Below are 21,254 nucleotides of genomic sequence, written 5' to 3'. Positions count from 1 at the left end.
CGTCCTCCAGCAAAGCAGCAAACTCCGTCCTGCGCTCTCCGTCGAGCCAGGACATGGCATCACGCTGATCCTCCGACAGCGCCGCTCCCGGCCCCCGCCCGCCCTAGCGCAGGGATTCCAGGGCCGCCGGTCCGGGCGGTGCCCGCGTCCGTTCATCGACGTCGAGAGGTGGCACCTCTGCGCCGGTCCGTCGCGCGGCACGGACGATTCAGCCGATCCTGCGCGCTGGTGAGAATCGCCTATTTGATCTTCTCGCGGCTTGCGTCTCCCAACAACAGTTCAAGATACGTGACGGGGCGGGCCAGGCATCACCGCCGAGCGCTCCAGCGCCGGCCCCGCTTCCGTCAATGACATGGGGGAATTATGAACATTCGAGTCGACTCTCTTCGTTTTGCATGGATGGCAGCCCTCGCGCTCGCGGGGACCAGCGCTTGCTCCGTCGCGGCGGGAGACGGTGTTCTGGTGGCGGCGGACGAGGACAGCTCGGAGGAGGCGGTCGAGTCCACCTCACAGGCCTTCTCGCTCACCATGCCGCAGCTCGCCGCGGTGCTCGCCGCCTTCAACGCGACCGAGATCAGCGACGCGCAGATGGCCCGCGCCAAGGCGTCGGACCCGCACGTCATCGAGCTCGCCCAGCAGCTGTTCGACTATCACACCGCCGCGAGCCAGCAGCTCGCGCTCGCGCTCACGCAGATGGGCATGGCGCCGGTGGACAACGAGATCAGCCTGACGCTGATCGAGCAGGGCGCGGCGGCTCAGCAGCAGCTCACGGGGCTCGCGGGGCCCAGCTTCGACTGGACGTTCGTCAATGTTCAGATCCATCGACACCGGGAGTTCCTCGCCCATCTCCAGGAGCAGATGGCCATCGTGGGGCCCGAGCTGCACCCGGGGCTCTCTCACCTCGTCCCGGAGGTCCTGAGCGCCACGAAGCGGAACCTCTCGTTCGCCACGTCGCTGCTCGCGCTCATCGGCAGCCCGTACATTCCGGAGGGCGGCTATCCGCCTGGCGTTCCCTACTACGGCAATTACGGCAACTACGGTAACTACGGTAACTATATCGACTACGGCAATTACGGGAACTACGGCAACTACGGCAACTACGGCGGCGGCTTCGCCAACAGCGCGCCTTCCTACGGCCCCGTCTACTTCGGCGCCAACGGGCCCTATTCGCCCGCCGTCTCCCCCTACTACGGGGTTTACGGCCGCGGCGCGCCGTCGGGCTTCGGCGCGCCCGGCCCGTACCCCCGCCCGTGAGCCGAGGGGCGCGGCGCGCTACAGGCGGCGCCGTGCCCGGCCGCGATCCGGGATGACCGCGTGGATCTCCGCCTCGCTGAAGCCAGCCGCCCTGTAGAGACGCTTCAGGTGCACCAGCTCGATGTGCGCGCTCTTCGCCACCGAGGCGCGGATGCGGTCGAGCACGCTCAGCCGCTCCAGCGGCAGCCGGGTCGCCTCGACCGTCGAGCGCACCGCCGCCGCCGCCGACTTCACCTCGGCCGCCGCGGCCTGCGCCTTGTCCAGGCTGAGCTTCGGGTGGATCCCCGAGCCGAGCAGCTGCGCAAGCACCTCCAGCCGATCCGGCTGCCCCGTGAGATCGCCGTCCTCATCGTCGGCGAAGTAGGCGACGCCGCCCGGGAACAGGATCGACAGCGCAGGATCCGCGGAGGGGCGCCCCACGGCGTTCCAGACGTCGTCGGCGACCTTGCCGAGCGCGTCGTCGGCGCGCGCGGACTCGGCCTCGACCTTGGCGAGCAGCGGCTCCGCCTCGGAGCGCGCGGCGTTGCGCTGGGCCTCCACCCCGTCGAAGAGCGTCAGCACGGGCACGAGCCGCTGCTCGGCGAGCTCCCGGAGGGGCCCGCCCTTCGCAGAAGCGCTGTGGAGCGTCGCGCGCACGTCACCGATGATGTCGTCCGCTGGCGCATCCTTGCGAATCACCTCGCCCATGATGTCGATCCTCCTCAGGCTCCAAGGCTGCGGAGTCCAGCGATACACGACCCGCGAACGCCCCCCGTCGACGCTGTCACCTCGGGCACCATAACGGACCAACGCCCACCCGATCAACCGGATCGCAGCCCTGCGCCGTCGGCCCCGGCGTGAGCCTCCAGTGCGCCTCCCTGGTACACTCTCGCCGTGCACCTCGGCCCGCTGCTGCTCACGGCCCTGCTCGTCCTCCCGCTCGCCGCGCACGCCGGACAGGCTGGCGATCTGGTCGCCGCCGCGGCGGCCGCGGGGCGTCCGCCCGAGTGCGCGGCGCGATCCGGCCGGGCCATCGCGCGGGGGCCCACGGTCTGGGAGCGCGCGCGGGCGCCCGAGCTCCCGCGCTACTGCGACCTGCTCGCGCGCGGCCAGGCGCAGCTCGGCGGCGACGCCGAGGCGGCGCGCGCGTCGGCGCGCCTCGCCGACCAGCTCCTCCCGGGGCACGCCGCGCCGCAGGTCCTGCTCGCCCGCGCCGCCCTCGCGCTCGGCTCGCCCGAGGACGCCGCGCGCGCCTTCGAGCGGGCGCGGAGCGTCGATCCCCGCAGCGTCGAGGATCCGCAGACGATGCACGACCTCGCGCGCTCGCTCGCCCGCACCGGCAAGCGCGGCGAGGCGATCGCGATCTACCGCGCGCTCGTCCCGCGGATCGATCTGCTCGGGACCGCGGACCAGCGCGCGCTCGTGCTGCTCGAGGCGGCGCACCTGTCGATGGCCACCGCGGGCGCGGCGTCCGTCGCGGACGCCAGCGCGAGGCCGCCCGGCGGCGCGCGCGGAGAGGCGGCCGCCCGCAGGGACCTCGACGAGGCGATCGCCTACCTGCGCGAGGCGCGCCTGCGCGCGCAGACGCAGCTCGCCCGCGACGTCACGCTGTCGCTCGCGCTCGCGCTGGACCGCTCCGGCGACAAGGCCCAGGCGGACGCCGCGCTCGAAGGCGAGGCGACCGCCCTGGAGGCGGCGCGCCCGCGCGGGGAGGGTGCGCGCGGGCGCGCGGAAAGCCAGAGCGCCGGCGCAGCCGCGCGCGAGCGGACCGCGGACGACCTCGCCAGCGCGGCGGCGCGCCTGCGCACCGTCGACTACCTCGCGGTCCCGGAGGACAGGCTCGCCCTCGAGGCGCTCGCGCTGGAGCGGGCCATGACGGCGGCCGCGATCGCGCGCTGGGAGGCGTACCTGTCGGGCGCCGGCGGCCAGGGGCCGTGGGCCCCGGCGGCGCGCGCGCGCCTCGACGCGCTCCGGCGAGGCGCAGGCGGCGGAGGCCACCGGCCCGCGCGCGCCCCGCAGGAGCGGAGCGCGGCGCCGCGGCCAACCACGGGAGGGGCGCGGTGACGCGGCCGTCGCTCCCGCCCCGGCGGTCGCCCCTGCCGCGGCGCTCGCGCCTGCCGGGCGTCGCGGCGCTCCTCGCGTTCGCGTTCGCGCTCGCCGCGGGGCCCCTCCACGCAGCGCCGACCGTCTGGTCCCGCGCGCTCGATCCGGCGGCCGACGAGCGCGAGGAGCTCATCTCCCAGGCGGACGCGCTGCTCGCGCGGTACGACCAGCTCCGGCGCTCGCCGCTCCTGGAGCGGGTCGAGGAGATCGGCCCGCTCTGGCTGCGCGAGGCGCGCGCCCTGTACGAGCGCGCCGGCGCGGCCACGTCGCGCACCCCTTCGGTGCGGCTGCGCTACGCCGACATCCTGGAGCACCTCGGCGACGTGCAGGGCGCCGTCGCGACGCTCGAGGGGCTCCTGCGGCTCCAGCCGCCGGCGCCTTTCCGGGCCGACGCGTGGCACGCGCTGGCGGTCTGCTACGCGCGGCTCGGCAGGTACACGGACGAGATCGAGGCGTACGACGAGGCGCTGGTGCTCGAGCCGCACGCGGTCTCGCGGGCGCTGCTGCTGGCCAACCAGGCCGAGGCCTACATGGCGCTCGGCGACATCACGTCGGCGGTCGAGGGGTACCGCGCCTCGCTCTCCACCCTCGGGTCGCTCGATATGGTCCGTTACGGCGTGACCACGCTGTGGGGGCTCGCGGTGGCGCTCGACCGATCCGGCGACCTGGAGGGAGGCATTGAGAACATCCGGCTCGCGAGGACCTACGACCGGGCCGACCAGCAGATCAACGGCGCGGGCTGGTTCTACGTGCCTCCCTACGACGAGGCCTGGTACGCGGCGCTGGGCCACTGGGCCGCGGCGCGGAGCGCAGAGCTCGGCGCCGCGCGCGCGGAGGCCTACCTGCAGGCCGTGGCCGCGTGGGAGTCCTACATCGCCCGGGCGCCGGGGAACGATCACTGGCTGCCGCTGGCGAAGGCGCGGCGGGCGCAGTGCGAGAGGGAATCGGAACAGACGTTGAAGACGCTGAAGCGCCTGCGCAAGCTCGCGGCGCCCGAGCGGCGCTGAGCCGAGACAGCGGGCGCATCAGCGTCTGGACGGCCGCGCGCCGCTTCCGCCCGCTCCGGCGGCGCACGGCGATGGAAGGCCACCCGTGCGCGTGGTTACCGATGGCGCTCCGGTCGTACGGCGTACAGCCGGCGATGGCGAGAGCCCCCTTTACGACCCCGGCCAGCGGGTTCACCTTAACGTGGTCGCCCTCGCGCGCGGGGGCGGCGCCGGCCAGCTCACCCCGGACGGAGGATCCATCGAGATGCGTGACTCGGTGTTCGATGAGCATGTGCTCTGGTCCGGACGTCCCAAGGTCGTCGCGACGCCGATGCTCTACCTCGTGGGCGCGGCGGTCTGCGGCGTGACCTCCGCGATCAGCACCGCGTCCGCCATCGTCGTGAGCAAGGCGCTCGACGCGTCGCCGAACCAGCTGCTCGCCTTCGCGGCCTGGATGGCGAGCCTCGCGGTGGCGTTCAGCTACCTGCCGCGCTGGTGGCGCTCGGAGCTGGAGTACATGCTGACCGATCGGCACATCGTCGTGCAGCGCGGGAAGCTCCGGCGCTCCATCGAGCGGCGGTCGATCAGCTACGCGCGCATCCACTGGAACCCGAAGCACCCCGGCGTCGGCGACCTCGAGCTCGTCAGGGCGGTGCCGACCGGCGCCCTCCGGCGGCGGCTGTCGATCGTGCTGACCGGGGTCGTGGCCCCGGATCGCGTCTGGGCGATCCTCCGGGGCGTGGTCCCGTCGGCGCCCGCGGGCGACGGTCACCGCCTGCTCTCGCAGCGCCTCGACGAGGGCGAGCGGGTGCTCTGGTCGGCGCACCCGGCCGACGGCTGGCACAAGTGGCTCCCGAACGGCCTGCGCGGCGTCGGCTCGGTGCTGCTCGGCGTGCTCCTCGGCGCCTTCGCGGTGGTCACGGCGGTGCACGCCGTGCGCAGCATCCGCATCGTGACCGCGGCGGGCATGGATCCGGAGAGCGTCTCCTTCGTGGCGCTCGTCGCGTCCCTCTCGCTCACGATCGTGCTGCTCGTCGCCGCGGGCGCGGCGATGCTCTACATGTCGGTGGTGCGCCCCGCGCGGCTCTCGGCGCGGACGCGGTACCTCATCACCGACCGGCGCGTGCTCATCCAGCGGGGCGACGAGGAACTGCACCTCGATCGCTCGCGCATCGTCGACGTGATCGACGCGCCGGGCGCCGGGGGCCTCCGGGACGTGTTCCTCGTGCTCGACGGCCCGCGCGCCCGCGCCGTCGCCGCGAGCGGCGCCTTCGGCGAGGCGCCGGGCGCCGGGCTCCAGCCGGTGCTGCACCGGGTCACGGACGTGGACTCGATACGGCAGATCCTGCGGCCGGCGTAGCCCGCTGCGCGGTGCCGTTCAGACTGCGACCTCATCGCATGGTGGTCGTCGAGTGGACTCCGATGGTCGGCTCGCCCCCTGCGATGACATCGACCGGAGCGCGCTTGACCAGGTTGAAGACGCTCACGGGAGGGGCCCCCGGGAGCAGGCTCCTCGCGCCGACCTCTTCGAAATCGAAGAGCTGCTGCGCGGCCTCGCGGACCGTCGCCTCGACGAGGATCTCCCCGGGCCGCGACGCCCTGGCGAGGTGCGCGGCGGCGTTGACCACCTCGCCGAGCACCGTGTAGTCGAGCCGGCCGTACGCCTGAGATCCGACGCTGCCGGAGAGGACCTGCCCCGTGGAGAGCCCGATGCAGATCCCCTGCGTGTACGGCGAGCCCTCGCCGGCGCGGCGCGCCACCGCCGCCATCTGCGCGCGGACGGCCACGCACGCGCTGAGCGCCCGCGACAGGTGATCCGGCCCCTGGAACACCGTCATCACCGCGTCGCCGAGGAACTTGTCGACGACCCCCCCCTTGGCGACGAGCTCCGGGACGATCACCTCGAAGTTGGCCCGGAGCAGCCTCATGGCCTCGCCGGGGAGCCTCTCCCTGGTCACGGGCGTGAACTGGAAGATGTCGATGAACGCCACCGTGGCCATGACCGCCTCGCTCGCGAGCGCGATCGCGGGGCCCATCTCCCGGATCCGCTCGATCAACGCCGCGCTCGTGAACTGCCGGAGGATCTTGTTCTCCTCGTCCGAGCGGGCGTTCCTCCGCAGCTCCGCGACGTGCTTGATGGTCTTGTCGATTGTCGCCTCGAGATCGCCGCGCTGGATCGGCTTGAGCAGGAAATCGAACGCGCCCTGGTTCATCGCGCTCCGGATGTTCCCCATGTCGCCGTAGGCGGACATCATCACCGTCCTCGCAAAGGGGCTCACCTCGGGGACGCGTCCAAGGAAGGTGAGGCCATCCATCACGGGCATGTTGATGTCGGTGACGACGACGTCGATGTCGGGGTGGCGCCGGAGCTCGTCGAGGGCGTTCTCGCCGTTGTCAGCGAAGATGAACTCGTAGACCCCGTCGCGGATCTTCTGCCGGAAGAGCAGCTTCATCATGAGCGCCACGTCGGGCTCGTCGTCGACGATGAGGATCTTGGCGGGGCCCTGGCTGGCATCGATCACCGCAGCGAACGCCGCCACGAAATCCGCGGCCGACTGGAACCGCTGCGCCGGGTCCTTCGCCAGCGCGTGCTCGAAGAAGCCGTCGAAGCCGGGCAGCAGTCCGGGCACGACGCTCGACGGCGGCGGGAACGGATCGGTGCAGACGCTGATGAGCAGCTCCCCGATCCCGCTCGCCGCGAACGGGAGCCGGCCCGTGAGGGCCCTGTAGGTGATGACGCCGAGCGACCAGAGATCGCTCAGGTGATCCGGCACGACGGCGCGCACCTGCTCGGGGCTTATGTACGACGGCGTACCGACGACCCTGCCGAACGATCCCTGCTGATCGTCGTCCGACTCGAAGATCGTCCACACCACGCCGAAATCCAGGAGCTTCACGCACTCTCCTGGCTCCTTCCGCGCCAGGAAGACATTCGCCGGCTTGAGATCGCGGTGGATGATCCCCGCCGAGCTCGCCACCTGCAGGCCACTGGCGATCTGCCGGAGCAGGGCGAGCGTCGCCGACGGCGAGAGCTGCCGCTCCCGGGTGAGCCTGGCCTCGAGGTCCTCCCCTTCGAGCAGCTCCATGACGATGTACGGGCAATCTTCGTCGATACCGTAGTCGTGTATCTGGACGATGTGCTCGTTCTGGAGCCGAGCGATCGCCGTCGCCTCTCGCTCGAATCGGCGTCGCGCCGAGTCGGAGCTGACATGCTCGGGCGTCATCACCTTGAGCGCCACAGGACGCCGGAGCACCTGATCGAACGCCTCCCAGATGACGCCCATCCCGCCGCGTCCGATCTCTCGTCTCAGCGAGTACTTCCGCGCGATCGTGCGATTCAGCATGGTCGGCGCAATGTAGCGAGCTCCCAGCGCGCTTGCTCAGCTTCGAGGCGCGGGGGCCCGTCGACAGCAGCCCTGCATCAGCGAGGAGAGGGCCGCTTCACACCCAGGACCTTCATGCGGTAGGACAGCGTGCGCACCGGGATCCCCAGCCGCCGCGCGGCCTCGGTCCGGTTCCAGCCCGCGGTTTCGAGCATGTCCTGGAGCAGCTTGGCCTCATACTGCTGCACCTTCCCCCGGACCTGCCCGCCCTCGGAGGGCGCCTCCTTCGCGGCGGACGGCGTGCGGCCGAACACGGTCACGTCGGGCGGAGCGCGGCCGAGCTCCGCGTCCTTCCCCAGGTCCGAGGGGCGCTCGGGCTCGCCGCGCGCCGCCGCCGCGCGCACCCTCGGGGGCAGATCCTCGAGGCCGACGAGCGCGCCGGGCGTCACCACCACCGCGCGCTCGATCACGTTGCGCAGCTCGCGCACGTTGCCAGGCCACGCGTACGCGCAGAGCAGGGCGAGCGCGTCCGGGGTGATGCCCTCGACACGCCGTCCGTCGGCCGCGCTGGCCGCGCGCAAGAAATGCCGCGCGAGCGGCTCGATCTCGTCCTTTCGATCGCGCAGCGGCGGGATGTCGATGACGACGCCGCCCAGCCGATAATACAGATCGGCCCGGAACGCGCCCGACGCGGCCATCGCCTCGAGATCCCGGTGCGTCGCCGCGACGACGCGCACGTCGACCTCGATCTCGCGGCTCGATCCGACGCGGCTGAACGACCCCGACTCGAGCACGCGGAGCAGCGCGGCCTGGGCCGGCGGCGGCAGCTCGCCGATCTCGTCCAGGAACACCGTGCCGCCGTCGGCCTCCTCGAACACGCCCTTCTGCTGCTGCAGCGCGCCGGTGAACGCCCCGCGCTCGTGGCCGAACAAGGTGCTCTCCACGAGGTCCTTCGGGATCGCCCCGCAGTTGACGCGCACCACGCGCTGCCCCTTGCGCGGGCCGCCCTCGTGGATCATCCGCGCGACGACCTCCTTGCCGGTCCCCGTCTCGCCGTGAAGGATGACCGGGATGCGCGAGGCGCCCACGCGCCTCACCGTCTCGATGACCTCGCGCATCTGCCGGCCGGCGATGATCCCCCCTTCCTCCGGCTCCTCGCGCGCGAGCACCGAGGTCGCGGCCGGGCCGCACGCCACCGGGCGCTCGGGCGAGGCGTGGCGGGCAGCCTCGCGCGCGGCCGCGAAGACCTCGTCCGCGGTGCTTCCGGCGTCCGGGTAGAGGGCGAGGCCGACGAGGAGCCGGGCGTCGCTGCCCACGAAGGAGGCAGCGATGGCCTGCGCGGCGCGGCGCGCCTCCTCGGCGCCGGCCTCTGGCAGGAGCACATGGGCAGCGCAGGTGCCGTAGAGCGCCACACGATGGACGGGCTGAAGACAGGCGCGCACGGCGTTGATCCAGCCCTCTGCCGTGACCGCCGCGCTCATGCGCACGTGGAGCAGGGCGAACGGACGGCGAAAATGTCGGGCGCGCGTCAGCTCGTCCTCCACGCGGCGCAAGAGCTTCTCCTCTCCCTCGATATCGAGGGACTCGCCCCCGGCGCCGAACGCCTGCACCCGCAGCGCGACGCTGCCGAGCACGACCTCATCCCCTATCGCGATCCCGGCGCGGGAGACGCGGCGGCCGTCGAGGAACGTGCCGTTCTTGGATCCCAGGTCATCGACCCACACCCGCCCGCGCGAGAGGAGGAAGCGGGCGTGCTCCCGCGACAGGGTACGATCGTCGATGCAGAGCGAGGCAGGCGCGGCGCGCCCCAGGACAAGCGGCGTGTCGGGCGAGAGCAATCGTCTCTCCGTCTTTCCGGCGTGATGCCAGACGAGCGCGATGCCCAGCGCCGCGGTCTGCTGAATGGCAGAGATCGACCTCCCCGTCAGGGTCCAGGTCTTCGCCGCGTCGTCCTGCACCGACTTGCCTGACCGCATGCGCTCCGCCTCGCTGGTCTCTATATCAGGCTCCTTCGGGAGGTCCAAGCGCCACCGCGGGCCTCGCCGCTCACGAGTCTCAGCCGCGCCGCTGCTGCTCGTGTCGCCAGGTCGCAACAGGCGGTCGATCCGTCTCCATTTCCACTTCCATTGCGCGCAAGCATCCACCGGCGCGCCGGGTCATGCACGGTGAGCCAGGGACGGAGGGCTCTGGCCGGCTCACGTGCCACGTGCCGGGCGGAGCGACGATCTGGACCAAGGCCGCGGTCGCCGGAAGGACACCGCTGTTACCTTCGGCTCATCCTTGCCGGCAACCTCTTGCCGGGCAACTCGCGACGGCGATCTCTCGCGGGCAAGATCTTGCCGAGGCGGCCGTCGGCGGGCGCGCCGCGCCCCCGGAGACGCGCGGATGCCGCTCGCATTTGCCCGCTGACATGGAGGGCCTGGCGCTTCCGAGGAGAGCGCGCCCTGGTGGCACACAGGCTGCAAACAACCGAAACCAGAAGCTGACGGGCGGCGAACATCGCGACCCAAGACATCCACCAGACAGCCCACTCCAGGAGCCGACCATGAACACGAAACACATCCTCTCCGGACTCTTCACCTCCAGCGCGCTCGGCATCATGCTCATCGCGGGTTGCAGCGTGCCGATGGAAGAAGGCGACTCCGAGCAGGCGTTCTCCGACGAGGAGACCGTCGAGGAGGCGTCGCAGGCGCTCGGCCCCGCGTGCGTCGCCAAGAACCTCGCGCTGGAGGCCGGGCCCATCTGGAGCACCAGCGACGCCCAGACCAAGTGCCCGAACGTCTGCAATCCCCAGAACATGAACTGGAACGGGCAGTGGTGGACCACCGTTCCGGGCGCGATGTCGGTCTGCGAATGCAGCCCGCGCCCCGCCGCCGTCGTGCAGGCCGGCCCCATCTGGAGCAACACCCACGCTCAGACGCAGTGTCCGAACACCTGCGCCGCGTACAGCAGCGCGACGAAGTGGAACGGGCAATGGTGGACGACCGTCCCGGGCCAGATGTCCGTCTGCGAGTGCGCGTTCACCCCGCCGGCCACGGTGTCGCTCGAGGCCGGGCCCATCTGGAGCAGCGCCGACGCCCCCAGCAAGTGCCCGGCCGCCTGCGGCACGAGCCGCGCCTGGAACGGGCAGTGGAGCACGACCGTCGCGGGCCAGATGTCCGTCTGCGGATGCGCTTGCACGCCCTGACGTCACGGCGACCCGCTCGTGAGCGCGCTGGCGCAACCGGGTCGCGGCGCTGACGCATCCCCTCGAACTCTTCGGAAAGTTCACAGGGAGGCAGGGAGACGGGGAGGAAATCCTCAAATACTCCCTGTCTCCTCGCCTCCCTGTTCAATTTCTCCGCTGAAAAGGGCTGCAAACCAAGGGGATTCCTTAGGTCCCGGCGAGCCCACCGCGCTCACCTCCGGGTCACGCGGGCCTCCAGGTCGCGCACCCGCGCCTCGAGCTCGCGGACCCGCGCCTCGGCGGCGGCGCGGGCGCGCTGCTCCGCGGCGCGGGCGCGCTGCTCCAGGGCGCGCGCCTCGCCCTCGGCGCGGAGGGCCTCCTCCTCGGCAGGCACGAGATCCGTCGCGCGGGAGCTCCGCGCGACGCGCAACGTCGGGTGCGGGCCGTCCTTCAACACGACGAGGTGCGCGTCGAGCGCCTCGATCCAGACGGGATCGCCGCTGCCGTGGACCCGCAGGTAGGTGCCGTCCGCGTCCCGCCGGTACAGCTGGAGAGGCACCCGCTCCTCCGCGAGCGGCGCGCGGGCGGCAGCCGCCTCGGGATCGAAGAGCAGGAGCTCGGGACAGCCGAGCTGCCAGTACTTCGCCGGCGCATCCTCGTAGATACGGCGCCAGTCGCCCGCGACCACCTCCAGCGCGAACCGCGGCGGACGATGGCCCGGCAGCCAGGTCTGCCACTGCCGCGGGATGGGCGGCAACGGGCGATGATCGAGGACGTAGAGGTCCGGCAGGACGCGCACGAGCGGCTCGCCCCGCACCCACGCGAAGAGATGCCCGGTACCAGCGTACAAGTCGGCCCAGCCACGCTCGCGCGCGAGCTGCGCGATCACCGACAGCAGCAGGCGGACGACCTCGGACCGCTCGGCCTTGTCAGGACGCTCCGCGTCATCGGGCAGATACCAGCCGGACCAGTCGATCGCGGCGCCGGCCTCTTCCGGCGAGAGATCGCGGAGCACGAGCGCGCGGGGAGAACGCCGAGGGGTAAGGGGGAACCCGATGCGATTCGGCGATGCCACGCGAGGAAACTAGCACCCCGACAGGCCCCGCGGGGCAGCAGAGACAACGGACGCAACCGCGGCGACAAAGCCACGCGACGCGCCCCTGCCGGACGCTTGACAGGGACAAGGGGCCATGCCCTCCCCCCCGCTCGAACCTTTCTTCACATCGCCAGCGGCGGCGACGGCGGCAGCCTCGCGCAGAGCGATCTCACGATCCGCGGATGGTGCACCACGGGGCCCGGCGCGAGGATCGCCCCCGCCCAGGGTTCGCCCGGCGGCTCGGACGCCATGAACCTTGGTCTGGCTCGGGCCACCCAAGATGTCACCCGCGCATTTCTCCGTCGGAGACCGGGGCTTCATCACCTCCCATGGCCGAGACAAGGGCAGCATCCGAGATCGCCAGTCGCACGGATCCTCGATAGCTGGCCTCATGGGTCGCCCGAGGCCACCACCGTCGACGGCAAGACCTCGTCTGATTGGCATTCATAGCGGAGGTTTGAACAGGGAGACGGGGAGACGGGGAGACGGGGAGATCCATGGATTGTTCTCCCCGTCTCCTCGCCTCCCTGTTTCATTCTCTCGAAAGCTCGAAGGACGGCCCAGAGCGCTCCCCCCACAAGGTGTGCTGTCCGGTTCCCATGAACGTCGGCACCATCCCGCACCGACGTAAATCAACAGTGTTACCACCCGGCTTGGCACACGTGTGCCAAGCGGCCTGCAGGCAGTGCTTGCATGTCGTGCTCTCGGCGGCGCTGCCCGAGCGGCGCGCGGGCGAAGCGCGGTGAATCGAGCGAGCGGGCGGCTGGCGCGGGCCTTGCGAACGCATCAGGCACCATGCGAACCCATCGTACCCATTCTTCTCTCTGGCTCCTCCTGGCAACAGGCCTCCTCGCCGCCGGATGCGAGACGGCGTCCGCGCCCGTTGATTCGGTCGGCTCTCAGCGGGCGGCGCTCCACCGGGCTCAGTCCTGCGAGGACCTCGAAGCGCTGCTGAAGCAGGACGCGCTCGCCAAGATGAACGCCCAGATCGACGCCACGATCGCGAGCTACTCGGCGTACGGCTACCCCCGCGGCGCCGCCGTCGGCGGCGTCGACAACGGCAGCGTCGGCGTCCCCGGAGGGGCCCAGGATCCCACGGACACGCCCGCCCCGGTGCCGCCCACAGCAGGCGACGGGGATACCGGCCAGGAGACCTCGGGGGAAGACAGCGGCAGCGGCGCCGACCCTGCCCACTCCGAGACGAACACCCAGGTCGCCGGCGTCGATGAGGCGGATATCATCAAGACCGACGGCAACAACATCTACGTGCTCCACGGCCAGAGCTTCTACACCCTGACGGCGCGGCCGGCGTCGTCGCTCGCGGTGGGCAGCTCGCTCGCGATCGAGGGGTCGCCCCTCGAGATGTTCGTGGAAGGCGACAAGGTCGTCGTCTATTCGTCGGTCAACGGGGCCGCGATCTACGAGCAGGCGGGCGTCACGCCGCGGCCGGGGTATTACGACTACCTGCTCATCGACACCATGATCGGCGGCGGCGGCGTCGCGCCGACGCCTGGAAACCCCAGCGCGCCGAGCGGCGCGCCGGGGACCCCCGCCGACGGCGGAGACGCGAAGCCGCTGCCGCCGGACGACGCCGAGCCGCCGTCCGGCGGTGATACGCCGTCGGAGGACGACGCGCCCCCCGACGCCGAGGAGCCGTCCGGCGGCGAAGCGCCGGCGCCCCCGCCTCCGGACGGCGGCGGGGCCGATGAGCCGCCGCCGCCCGACCCGGGCGTCGACGTGCCCGGCTCGGGCGGCGTCTGGGCGCCGCTCACGAAGATCACCGTCCTGAGCCTCGCCGGCGGCGCCCCCAGCGTGGTCAAGGAGGTCTACTTCGAGGGAAACTACAGCTCGGCGCGGCGCACCGGCCCGAACGTGCGCACGGTGCTGACCGGCGGCGCCCACGGCCCCGCGCTCCACTACTGGCCCTCGGGCCTGACCGAGTACCCCGAGACCGCCGAGGCGTGGACCGCGGCGTTCGAGCAGCTCCGCACCGAGAACGCGGCGATCATCGAGGACGCCGCGCTCTCGACGTGGCTGCCGTACCGCTTCGAGAAGCAGGGAGAGGCGGTCACGCTGCTCGACGCGAGCTGCTCGGACTTCTATGTTCCGGAGGCCGGCACGACGTCGTACGGCCTGACGCAGATCGAGTCGATCGACCTCGCCGACCTCGCCGCGGCGCCGGAGTCGACCTCGATCGTCGGCGCGACCGACACCGTGTACGCGAGCCACGACGCCCTCTACGTCGCCGCGCGCTCCTGGCAGGAGCAGGCGGCGCCCGGCGAGATCTTCGTCGGCACGTACCTCACCCACCTGCACAAGTTCGATCTGATCGCCGACCCGAGCCAGCCCGGGTACGTCGCGTCAGGCTCGGTGCCCGGCCACATCATCAACCAGTTCTCGCTCGATGAGCACAACGGCAAGCTCCGCGTCTCGACGACCTCGCAAGAGCCGGCGGAGGCGGAGCCCAGGTGGACGACCAGCAACAACGTGTTCGTCCTCGAGGCGCAAGGGACCGATCTCGCGCAGATCGGCGCCGTCACCGATCTCGCCCCCGGCGAGACCATCCAGTCGACCCGGTTCGTCGGGGATCGCGGCTATGTCGTGACGTTCCGCCGGGTCGATCCGCTGTTCGTGATCGATCTCGCGGACCCGGCGTCCCCCTCCGTCGCGGGTGAGCTCAAGATCCCCGGATTCAGCGAGTACATGCACCCGCTCGACGACGGTCACCTCCTGACGATCGGCAGGGATGGCGAGGAGGACGGCACGGTGACCGGCCTTGCTCTCCAGATCTTCGACGTCACGAACGCGTCCGAGCCCACGCTCCTGCACAAGGAGGCGCTCGACGGGGCGGAGTACATGCACTCCGAGGCCGAGTACAACCACAAGGCGTTCACGTACTACGGCGCGCTCGGCGTGCTCGCCTTCCCGCTCGTGAGCTTCGACGGGCAGACCGGCGCGATGACGAGCACGCTGGAGCTCTTCAACGTCGATATCGAGGACGGGTTCAGCCGGCTCGGCGCTGTCGACCACAGCGGCTTCTTCAGCAGCGTGCCGTCGGGGTGCTACTACGGCGGGGCCGCCGTGCAGCGCGGCCTGTTCATCGAGGACTACGTCTACTCGTACTCCCAGGGCGGCGTGCTCGTGAACGCGCTCGACGACCTCGCGACGCCGGTGGCGTCGCTGCCCCTGCCCACCCCGGACTCGGTCGGGTACGCGTGCGCCGGCGTCGACGGCGGCGTCACGGAGCCCGCGCCGGCGCCCGAGCCGGCTCCCACGCCCGAGGAGTAGCGCCAACCAGGCCGCGATCGGCCGCAGCGCCGCCGCCCCGTCCGGGCCGGCGGCGCTGCGCCGCTCAGGCGCCCGGCCGCGCCGCCTCCCACGGGTGATCCGGGTAGAACTCCTTCATGAGCCGCGCGGTGTACGCGGTGAGGTTCGCGAACCCCTCGGCCCTGCGCCGCAGCGGCGAGTCGAAGAACGGCGTGAGCAGGCCCGCCAGCGCCGCGAAGGCCGTCGCGTCGACGCCCGCCGGGCGCGCTCCGAAGAGGTACGGCTTGTCCCCGAGCAGCACGGAGAGCGCGGCAAGCGAGCGCGCGCCGAGCTCGGCGACCTCGTCGTTCGCGTGGCGCGCGGGGCCGACCGCGCGGAGCGCCTCGCGGACGCGCGCGACGAGCTCCTCGCGCAGCTTCGGGCGCGCCTCCTCCGGCGCGCCGTTGACGAAATTCGCCGGGCCCTTCGCGAAGTTCTCCGGGATGAGCCAGCGGGAGTGCACCATGGTCGGCGTGAGGCTGTTCTCGATCATGCGCTCGATGGCCCACGCCTCGGCGCGCTGCCGGGCGTCGAGGCCCGCGTCGAGATCCTTGCCGTGCTTCTTCTCGAGGTGCTCGCGGATGAAGTGCGAGTCGGCGATGCGCGCGCCTCCCTCGTCGATGAAGGGGAGCTGCCCCTTCGGCGACTGATCGGGCCGCGCGCGCTCCTTCGTGTAGGGCAGGCCCAGCAGCTTGAGCTGGACCTCGGTCTTGGTGACGTACGGGCTGGCGTCGGGCAGGCCGAACATGGGGCCGAAGCTGTGGAGCGTGATCATGTGCAATCTCCGAGCGGTTGTGGGTGCGCCGTGGACAGCGCTTGATGTAGCCCCGCCCTGCTGACAACCTGGTGTCAGCATCCCCGTGCGACGCGCCGATCGCCTGTTCCAGATCCTGCAGATCCTGCGCCGGCAGCGGGCGCCCATCACGGCGGCGGCGCTCGCCGAGGAGCTCGAGACGTCGAAGCGCACCGTGTACCGCGACATCGCGGACCTCCTGGCCCAGCGCGTCCCGATCCGCGGCGAGGCCGGCACGGGGTACGTGCTCGATCGCGGCTTCGACATGCCGCCGCTGATGCTGACGCCCGACGAGATCGAGGTCGCGGTCCTCGGCGCGCAGTGGGTCGCCCAGCGCGGGGACGTCGCCCTGCAGCGGGCGGCGAAGGACCTCATCGCGAAGATCGCCGCGGCGGTCCCCGAGCGGCTGCGGCCCTTCGTGTTCGAGCCGGCGACGGGCGCGCCGGTCGGGGGGGTCCAGGCGCCCGACACGCTCAACCTGGCCGAGGTGCGGGCGTCGATCCGCGCCGGCACGAAGATCGCGCTTCGCTACCGCGACGAGACGGGGAGCGAGAGCGAGCGCGTCGTGTGGCCCGTGATCGTGGGCTATCTCGAGTCGACGCGGCTCCTCGCGGCGTGGTGCGAGCTCCGCCAGGACTTCCGCCACTTCCGCACGGACCGCGTGACCGGCGCAAGGTTCCTCGACGAGCGCTACGCCGAGAAGCCGAGCGCCCTCCGCGCGCGGTGGCTCGCGCACATGCGCGCGCGTGGCAAGCTGTCGGAGCGCGCGGGCGCGACCTCGACCAGGGCGCGCTAGCTCCGCGTGTCAGCGATCCCGCAGAGAAACCGGTCGATGACGAGCGATGGCCGGAAGCAGCAGCCACTCCACAGCCTGCGGGCGCAAGGCATCATAGTCCCGGGCGATGAGGCGCGCCTCGAGCTCTTGCGGGAGGTCGCCGGGCGCCTGACGCAGCCTGCAGAGCCGTGGTGGTCCGCTCCGCACGCGCACTCGTCTTGCACCGGGCGCGCCGCACGCCTCCACCGTGGCAAAGGTAGTCGCGCAGTGGTCGCCGAGGCAATGGCATCACGCCGCCGCAACCGGTCGCGCGCCCGCGCTCCCTAACCGCGGCTGTAGTGCTAGGGCGAAGCGCGATCCACCGGCAGGTTATGATTCTCACGAGCGAAGTAGACGACGCTCGCGGTGCCCCCTTCGGGGTAGATGAACGCGTTGGAGCGACGGGGAATCATCTCGCTCACGCCCAAGGTGAAGCTCCGCTGCGCTTCACCCGTCTTGTGGCTGACGCCGATGCGACACAGGGTGCTCTTGCACTCGATCACCTTGAGAGAGGTGTCCATCGACGGATGAGCATCGAGGTGCGCCTTCACCCGGTTCGACATCGTCGCCGACCACTCGGCGTCCAGCCCTTCTTCACGGAGGACGGTATCGAAGGCTCGAACGAACGCGGCGTCTCGTTCAGCTGGCTCCAGGTGTTCTAGCCGCGCGAGGCCCGAAGGGCCGATCGCGATCAAGCCGCGCGAGACGCTCCACCATCCGGCGATCCCCAGCAACACGCCGCAGCCGGCGATCACGCCTGCCGTTCGCAACTTCATCACTGCTCGATCCCGCGAAGGCCACGGATCTCCGACTGCCCGCCCCCCTCGAACTTCGCGGCCGGCAGCCTGCAAATCGCGAAGGCGCCGTCAAACGACCCCGAGTGCCCCGGAACGGCCAGATCGAGCCCGAACACCCCGGTGTTTGCGTCGCCCGTGCACTCGTAGCTGCTCAGGAACGAGACGCCGGTAGATGCGTTGGTATGCCCCGCCCAGCAGCACACTTCGTCCGTGTCGGTTCCATCTCCAACGAACACCTTGACGGCCATCGTCCCCAGCGGACCGAAACCGCCGCGATCGATCGGGCAGTAAAAGTATCCATGTGAGGTGTGATCGAGGTTCACGAGCGCCTGGGTGTGCGAGTAGGTCCAGAGAGGCGCGCTGGGACCCGCGTGACAGGCAAATCCCACGTTAAACTGGTTGTCCGCCACCGCAGTGAGCGCAGTGCACAGAGTGACGACGACCGCGGCAACAGCAGCAGCAACACGCTTTTTCATGCAGCAAACCTTCCTTTCAAGGATGGACATAGACAGTACACACACGTGCCGCGCATCACAAATTCCTGAACACCAAATCTTCGCGCATCATGGGAAACCCGGTCAGGCTGGCTCCCTGGTCACAGGACACGACCGCGATCTGCGCCAGCTCCTCGCCGCGCAGGGTCTCCTTGAGCACAAGCGCGTCCGCGACCGCCGCGAGGCCCTCGCGGCGATCGACGAGCAGCTGCTTGGCCTTCAGGTACACCTCGCCGAGCCGGTCCCTCACGTCCTCGTCGACCTCGCGCGCGGTCTCCTCGCTGCGCGTGCGCTCCTCCTGAAGCACGCCGAGCATGGGGGCGCCGATGGCGCGCGCGAGCGCGGACAGCCCGAGGCGCCGGCTCATCCGGAGGCGGGTCACCATCTCGCGGACGAGCGCCGTGGCGCGCCCGAGATCGTCGTGCGCGCCGCTCGACACCTGCCCCAGCGAATCTCTGAAGGAAATTCACGGCCCGTGCTGGGCGCCGCTCGTCACCGCCGCTTGCTCCTGGATCCGCGCGCTCCCCTCGATGAAGATCCTCCACATCGCCTTCGACCTCCGCGCGAATGCAGCTAGGCGCCGGATCTCGAATGGCAGCGAAATCACCCATTGTCTCACCGGTACCGCTGGCAGGACCCGATCCACGAGGTGCGCCGCCGTGACAACTTTCGCCTGTTTTGCCGCCGGGGGTATGACGCCTCCGAGCGCCGCGCCCACGACGATCCGGCTCAACAGGTCGACGTGCATGGTGTCCATGTGTGCTTGCACCTCCCCAGGGTGGCCGAGGCTTGCGGCGCGCGTGCGCCCGCGCGCGTCCTCGCCGGACGCGTCCCCGTACACCGTACATAGAGCTCGCCGCCCCGCAGGGGGAGACGAGGCCGCCGGGCGGCCTCGCCGGCGGTCACCGCCGCTGGAGCCGGGCGTCCGACGCGGCCGCGCGCGGCTGCGACACCGAATCGTTCGCCGGCGACGCCGGCTCGTCCCCGCCTCCGGGCCGCGATGCGGCGGGGACGGGATCCCCGATGTCGTCGAGCTCGCGGTCGCGCTCGCCCTTCTCGGTGCGGAACGCGTCGCGCTCCTCGGCGGGGAGCTCCCGCAGGCGCATCGCGAGCAGCGTCTCCGCGTCGAAGTAGACGCCGTTGCGGCTCGCACTGAAGTGCAGGTGCGGCCCCGTCGAGCGCCCGGTCGACCCCACGTAGCCGACGAGCTGATGGGTCGCCACGTGGTCCCCGCGCTTCAGGCCGCCGCGAACCTCGAGAGGTGCGCGTAGCCTGTCTCGACGCCGTTGTCGTGCCGGATCGGATCGCTGCGCCCCTCATCATCCGCTGTCAGCCCCGCACAGCGCCGCGAGGCGGCGCTCGTCCTCGGGTCCGCCCGCCGCGCGCGCCGTGTAGTAGACGAGCTGCTGGCGGCTCGACGTCGTCGAGGCGAGCGTGTGCCACTCGAGCACGAGCGGCCCGGCGCCGTCGGCGTCGCGGCCACCCGCGCCCTCGGCCTCGGCGCGGAAGGCCTTCGTGCCGCTCACCTTGGCGCGGACCTCGTGGCGCGCCCAGATCGCCCGGAACGCCTCGCTCGTCTCGAGCAGCTCGGCGACGAGCGCGTCGAACTCCGGATCTCCGACGTGAGAGCTCGCGCTGAAGCGGAAGGCGGCCACGACCTCCCGCTCGATCACGCCGATCTCCGCGTAGCGCGCGCGGTAGGCCGCATGGCGGAAGGTCATCCAGAGCAGGTTGCGCCTTCGCGGGGAGACGTCGCCGAAGTCGACGAGCAGGCGGCGCGCGGCGCCGTTCCACGCGAGCACGTCGAACCGGGGGCTGAAGACGAGCGCCGGGACGCGCATCGCCTCGAGCGCGCGCGCCATCGCCGGCTCGGCCCTCTCCTGGCGCGCCGCGGCCCGCGCGGGCTCGGGCCGCGCCAGGTAGAACAGGTGACCTCGCTCGTCGTCGTCGAGCTTCAGCACGCGCGCGATCGCCTCGAGCGTCTCGCGCGACGGGTTCACGTCACGCCCCTGCTCGAGCCGGGTGTACCAGTCGACGCTGAGCCCGGCGAGCTGCGCGATCTCCTCGCGCCTGAGGCCCGGCGTGCGCCGCCGCTTCCCCGCGAACGCGCCGCCCGCGATCGGCGCCGCGCGCATCCGCCTCCCTCGGAGGAAATCCGCCTGTCGCTCACGATCACGCGCGCCCCGGGCACGCACCGAAAGATGCGCTGTTCGCGCGCCTCCATCCAGGGATTGCCAATCCTAGGTTCGCGGCACGTCTGCCTAACCCGGACGCGGAGCTCCAGATTGCGGGCACCCCCGACCGGGGACCCAACCAGGAGCTGGCACCATGTCTCAACATCTTCCTCTCGCAGGTCGCATCGCCGTCGTCACCGGGGCCTCCAGCGGCATCGGTGAGGCCACCGCGCGCAAGCTCGCAGCGCAGGGCGCCGCCGTCGCCCTCCTCGCGCGTCGCAAGGACCGCCTCGATTCGCTGGCCGAGGGCATCCGCGCCGCGGGCGGGCGCGCGCTCGCGCTCGCCGTCGACGCCAGGGACAGGACCGCCGTCGCCGGCGCCGCGCGATCGATCGCCGCCGAGCTCGGCCCCGTCGACCTCGTGATCAACAACGCCGGCGTCATGTTGCCGTCCGGCGTCGAGGAGCACCGGATCGCCGATTTCGAGCAAATGATCGAGGTCAACCTCACCGGCGCGATGCGGGTCGTCGACGCGTTCGTCGATCCGCTGGTCGCGGCCGCGAAGCGGGGCGGCCCGTCGGACCTCATCAACATCTCGTCGATCGCCGCGCACGGCGTCTTTCCGACGTTCGCCGTGTACTGCGCCACCAAGGCCGCCGTCACCCACCTCTCGCGCAACCTGCGCGCCGAGCTCGGACCCAAGCACGTCCGCGTCTCGGTCATCGAGCCCGGGTTCGTCAACACGGAGCTCCAGAGCCACATGACCGACGAGGCCGCCAAGGCGTGGATCGCCGAGGCGAGGCAGCAGATCACGTGGCTCACGGCGGACGACCTGGCGAGCACCATCGCCTTCACGGCCGCCCTCCCGCGGCACGTCAACCTGGCGCACGTCACCATCATGCCGACCCAGCAGGTGTGACCGGCGCCTCCTCGCGACCGGAGACGCTCGCGGCGCAGTGACGCGCGCCA

General features: G+C 71.4%; 19 protein-coding genes. 8 read left to right on the top strand and 11 right to left on the bottom strand.

Translation table 11 applies throughout. The features are described 5' to 3' along the window. Window positions 1–399 precede the first annotated feature (399 nt). Window positions 400–1,254 carry a DUF4142 domain-containing protein gene (locus WME97_RS47590; RefSeq protein WP_437547726.1) on the top strand — a complete coding sequence of 285 codons (855 nt, stop codon included), beginning with the start codon at window positions 400–402 and terminating at the stop codon, window positions 1,252–1,254. Between the two features lie 18 nt (window positions 1,255–1,272). On the opposite strand, the gene WME97_RS47585 is transcribed toward WME97_RS47590, so the two are convergent. Further along, window positions 1,273–1,941 carry a hypothetical protein gene (locus tag WME97_RS47585; RefSeq protein ID WP_044967360.1) on the bottom strand — a complete coding sequence of 223 codons (669 nt, stop codon included), beginning with the start codon at window positions 1,939–1,941 and terminating at the stop codon, window positions 1,273–1,275. 186 nt (window positions 1,942–2,127) lie between these two features. Between WME97_RS47585 and WME97_RS47580 the strand changes: the two genes are divergently transcribed. The 3 genes from WME97_RS47580 (at window position 2,128) to WME97_RS47570 (ending at window position 5,682) form a co-directional block, all read left to right on the top strand. Next, window positions 2,128–3,297 carry a hypothetical protein gene (locus WME97_RS47580; protein WP_437547725.1) on the top strand — a complete coding sequence of 390 codons (1,170 nt, stop codon included), beginning with the start codon at window positions 2,128–2,130 and terminating at the stop codon, window positions 3,295–3,297. Further along, on the top strand, window positions 3,294–4,343 hold the full coding sequence (locus WME97_RS47575) for a tetratricopeptide repeat protein (protein ID WP_437547724.1): 1,050 nt from the start codon (window positions 3,294–3,296) through the stop codon (window positions 4,341–4,343). The genes WME97_RS47580 and WME97_RS47575 overlap by 4 nt, the downstream gene beginning before the upstream one ends. 244 nt (window positions 4,344–4,587) lie before the next feature. Beyond that, on the top strand, window positions 4,588–5,682 hold the full coding sequence (locus WME97_RS47570; RefSeq protein WP_437547723.1) for a hypothetical protein: 1,095 nt from the start codon (window positions 4,588–4,590) through the stop codon (window positions 5,680–5,682). A 31-nt stretch (window positions 5,683–5,713) separates the two neighbouring features. Here the strand turns inward: WME97_RS47570 and WME97_RS47565 are convergent, their stop codons facing one another. Further along, window positions 5,714–7,666: a protein kinase domain-containing protein gene (locus WME97_RS47565; protein ID WP_437547722.1), complete on the bottom strand. Its 1,953-nt coding sequence runs from the start codon at window positions 7,664–7,666 to the stop codon at window positions 5,714–5,716. A 77-nt stretch (window positions 7,667–7,743) separates the two neighbouring features. Continuing rightward, entirely contained in the window at window positions 7,744–9,621 is a 1,878-nt protein-coding gene (locus tag WME97_RS47560) for a sigma 54-interacting transcriptional regulator (RefSeq protein ID WP_437547721.1), read from the bottom strand. 569 nt (window positions 9,622–10,190) lie between these two features. Here WME97_RS47560 and WME97_RS47555 point away from each other — a divergent pair. Next, window positions 10,191–10,832: a mannan-binding protein gene (locus WME97_RS47555; RefSeq protein ID WP_437547720.1), complete on the top strand. Its 642-nt coding sequence runs from the start codon at window positions 10,191–10,193 to the stop codon at window positions 10,830–10,832. 211 nt (window positions 10,833–11,043) lie between these two features. Here WME97_RS47555 and WME97_RS47550 read toward each other — a convergent pair whose 3' ends face one another. Further along, window positions 11,044–11,886, bottom strand: coding sequence for a Uma2 family endonuclease (locus tag WME97_RS47550; RefSeq protein WP_437547719.1), 843 nt, complete (start codon window positions 11,884–11,886; stop codon window positions 11,044–11,046). Window positions 11,887–12,702: 816 nt separating this feature from the next. Here WME97_RS47550 and WME97_RS47545 point away from each other — a divergent pair. After that, a complete protein-coding gene (locus WME97_RS47545; RefSeq protein WP_437547718.1) occupies window positions 12,703–15,195 on the top strand; it encodes a beta-propeller domain-containing protein in 2,493 nt (830 codons plus the stop codon). A gap of 64 nt (window positions 15,196–15,259) precedes the next feature. Here the strand turns inward: WME97_RS47545 and WME97_RS47540 are convergent, their stop codons facing one another. Next, window positions 15,260–15,988, bottom strand: coding sequence for a glutathione S-transferase C-terminal domain-containing protein (locus tag WME97_RS47540; RefSeq protein ID WP_437547717.1), 729 nt, complete (start codon window positions 15,986–15,988; stop codon window positions 15,260–15,262). 85 nt (window positions 15,989–16,073) lie between these two features. Here WME97_RS47540 and WME97_RS47535 point away from each other — a divergent pair, with 85 nt between their 5' ends. Then, window positions 16,074–16,802: a helix-turn-helix transcriptional regulator gene (locus WME97_RS47535; RefSeq protein WP_437547716.1), complete on the top strand. Its 729-nt coding sequence runs from the start codon at window positions 16,074–16,076 to the stop codon at window positions 16,800–16,802. Between the two features lie 320 nt (window positions 16,803–17,122). Here WME97_RS47535 and WME97_RS47530 read toward each other — a convergent pair whose 3' ends face one another. The 6 genes from WME97_RS47530 to WME97_RS47505 all read right to left on the bottom strand — a co-directional run bounded on the left by WME97_RS47530 (window position 17,123) and on the right by WME97_RS47505 (window position 20,306). Next, window positions 17,123–17,575, bottom strand: a complete 453-nt coding sequence (locus WME97_RS47530; RefSeq protein WP_437547715.1) for a hypothetical protein — start codon at window positions 17,573–17,575, stop codon at window positions 17,123–17,125. A 20-nt stretch (window positions 17,576–17,595) separates the two neighbouring features. Further along, window positions 17,596–18,093 carry a hypothetical protein gene (locus WME97_RS47525; protein ID WP_437547714.1) on the bottom strand — a complete coding sequence of 166 codons (498 nt, stop codon included), beginning with the start codon at window positions 18,091–18,093 and terminating at the stop codon, window positions 17,596–17,598. A 55-nt stretch (window positions 18,094–18,148) separates the two neighbouring features. After that, the gene (locus tag WME97_RS47520; protein ID WP_437547713.1) at window positions 18,149–18,550 is read right to left on the bottom strand and encodes a hypothetical protein; all 402 of its coding nucleotides are present in this window, start codon (window positions 18,548–18,550) and stop codon (window positions 18,149–18,151) included. Window positions 18,551–18,577: 27 nt separating this feature from the next. Then, window positions 18,578–18,868 (bottom strand): hypothetical protein, encoded by a 291-nt coding sequence (locus WME97_RS47515; protein ID WP_437547712.1) that lies wholly within the window; start codon window positions 18,866–18,868, stop codon window positions 18,578–18,580. A 145-nt stretch (window positions 18,869–19,013) separates the two neighbouring features. Continuing rightward, complete coding sequence (locus tag WME97_RS47510; RefSeq protein ID WP_437555643.1) at window positions 19,014–19,352, bottom strand: peptidoglycan DD-metalloendopeptidase family protein; 339 nt, start codon at window positions 19,350–19,352, stop codon at window positions 19,014–19,016. Window positions 19,353–19,430: 78 nt separating this feature from the next. Next, window positions 19,431–20,306, bottom strand: coding sequence for a helix-turn-helix transcriptional regulator (locus WME97_RS47505; RefSeq protein WP_437547711.1), 876 nt, complete (start codon window positions 20,304–20,306; stop codon window positions 19,431–19,433). A gap of 133 nt (window positions 20,307–20,439) precedes the next feature. Here WME97_RS47505 and WME97_RS47500 point away from each other — a divergent pair, with 133 nt between their 5' ends. After that, window positions 20,440–21,204, top strand: coding sequence for an SDR family oxidoreductase (locus tag WME97_RS47500; protein WP_437547710.1), 765 nt, complete (start codon window positions 20,440–20,442; stop codon window positions 21,202–21,204). Window positions 21,205–21,254: the final 50 nt, after the last annotated feature.

Origin of the sequence: Sorangium sp. So ce367 (genome assembly GCF_051520455.1) — a bacterium.
Lineage (GTDB): Bacteria > Myxococcota_A > Polyangia > Polyangiales > Polyangiaceae > Sorangium > Sorangium cellulosum_B.
Note: the sequence above shows the minus strand (reverse complement) of the source record. Positions and strands in the feature narration are given on the sequence as shown.

What these genes read in the sequence shown, in the direction of transcription:
- WME97_RS47500 (WP_437547710.1), top strand. Translation starts at nt 20,440, where the DNA reads ATGTCTCAACATCTTCCTCTCGCAGGTCGCATCGCCGTCGTCACCGGG.
- WME97_RS47540 (WP_437547717.1), bottom strand. Translation starts at nt 15,988, where the DNA reads ATGATCACGCTCCACAGCTTCGGCCCCATGTTCGGCCTGCCCGACGCC.
- WME97_RS47515 (WP_437547712.1), bottom strand. Translation starts at nt 18,868, where the DNA reads ATGGACACCATGCACGTCGACCTGTTGAGCCGGATCGTCGTGGGCGCG.
- WME97_RS47590 (WP_437547726.1), top strand. Translation starts at nt 400, where the DNA reads ATGGCAGCCCTCGCGCTCGCGGGGACCAGCGCTTGCTCCGTCGCGGCG.
- WME97_RS47570 (WP_437547723.1), top strand. Translation starts at nt 4,588, where the DNA reads ATGCGTGACTCGGTGTTCGATGAGCATGTGCTCTGGTCCGGACGTCCC.
- WME97_RS47560 (WP_437547721.1), bottom strand. Translation starts at nt 9,621, where the DNA reads ATGCGGTCAGGCAAGTCGGTGCAGGACGACGCGGCGAAGACCTGGACC.
- WME97_RS47565 (WP_437547722.1), bottom strand. Translation starts at nt 7,666, where the DNA reads ATGCTGAATCGCACGATCGCGCGGAAGTACTCGCTGAGACGAGAGATC.
- WME97_RS47555 (WP_437547720.1), top strand. Translation starts at nt 10,191, where the DNA reads ATGAACACGAAACACATCCTCTCCGGACTCTTCACCTCCAGCGCGCTC.
- WME97_RS47545 (WP_437547718.1), top strand. Translation starts at nt 12,703, where the DNA reads ATGCGAACCCATCGTACCCATTCTTCTCTCTGGCTCCTCCTGGCAACA.
- WME97_RS47585 (WP_044967360.1), bottom strand. Translation starts at nt 1,941, where the DNA reads ATGGGCGAGGTGATTCGCAAGGATGCGCCAGCGGACGACATCATCGGT.
- WME97_RS47525 (WP_437547714.1), bottom strand. Translation starts at nt 18,093, where the DNA reads ATGAAAAAGCGTGTTGCTGCTGCTGTTGCCGCGGTCGTCGTCACTCTG.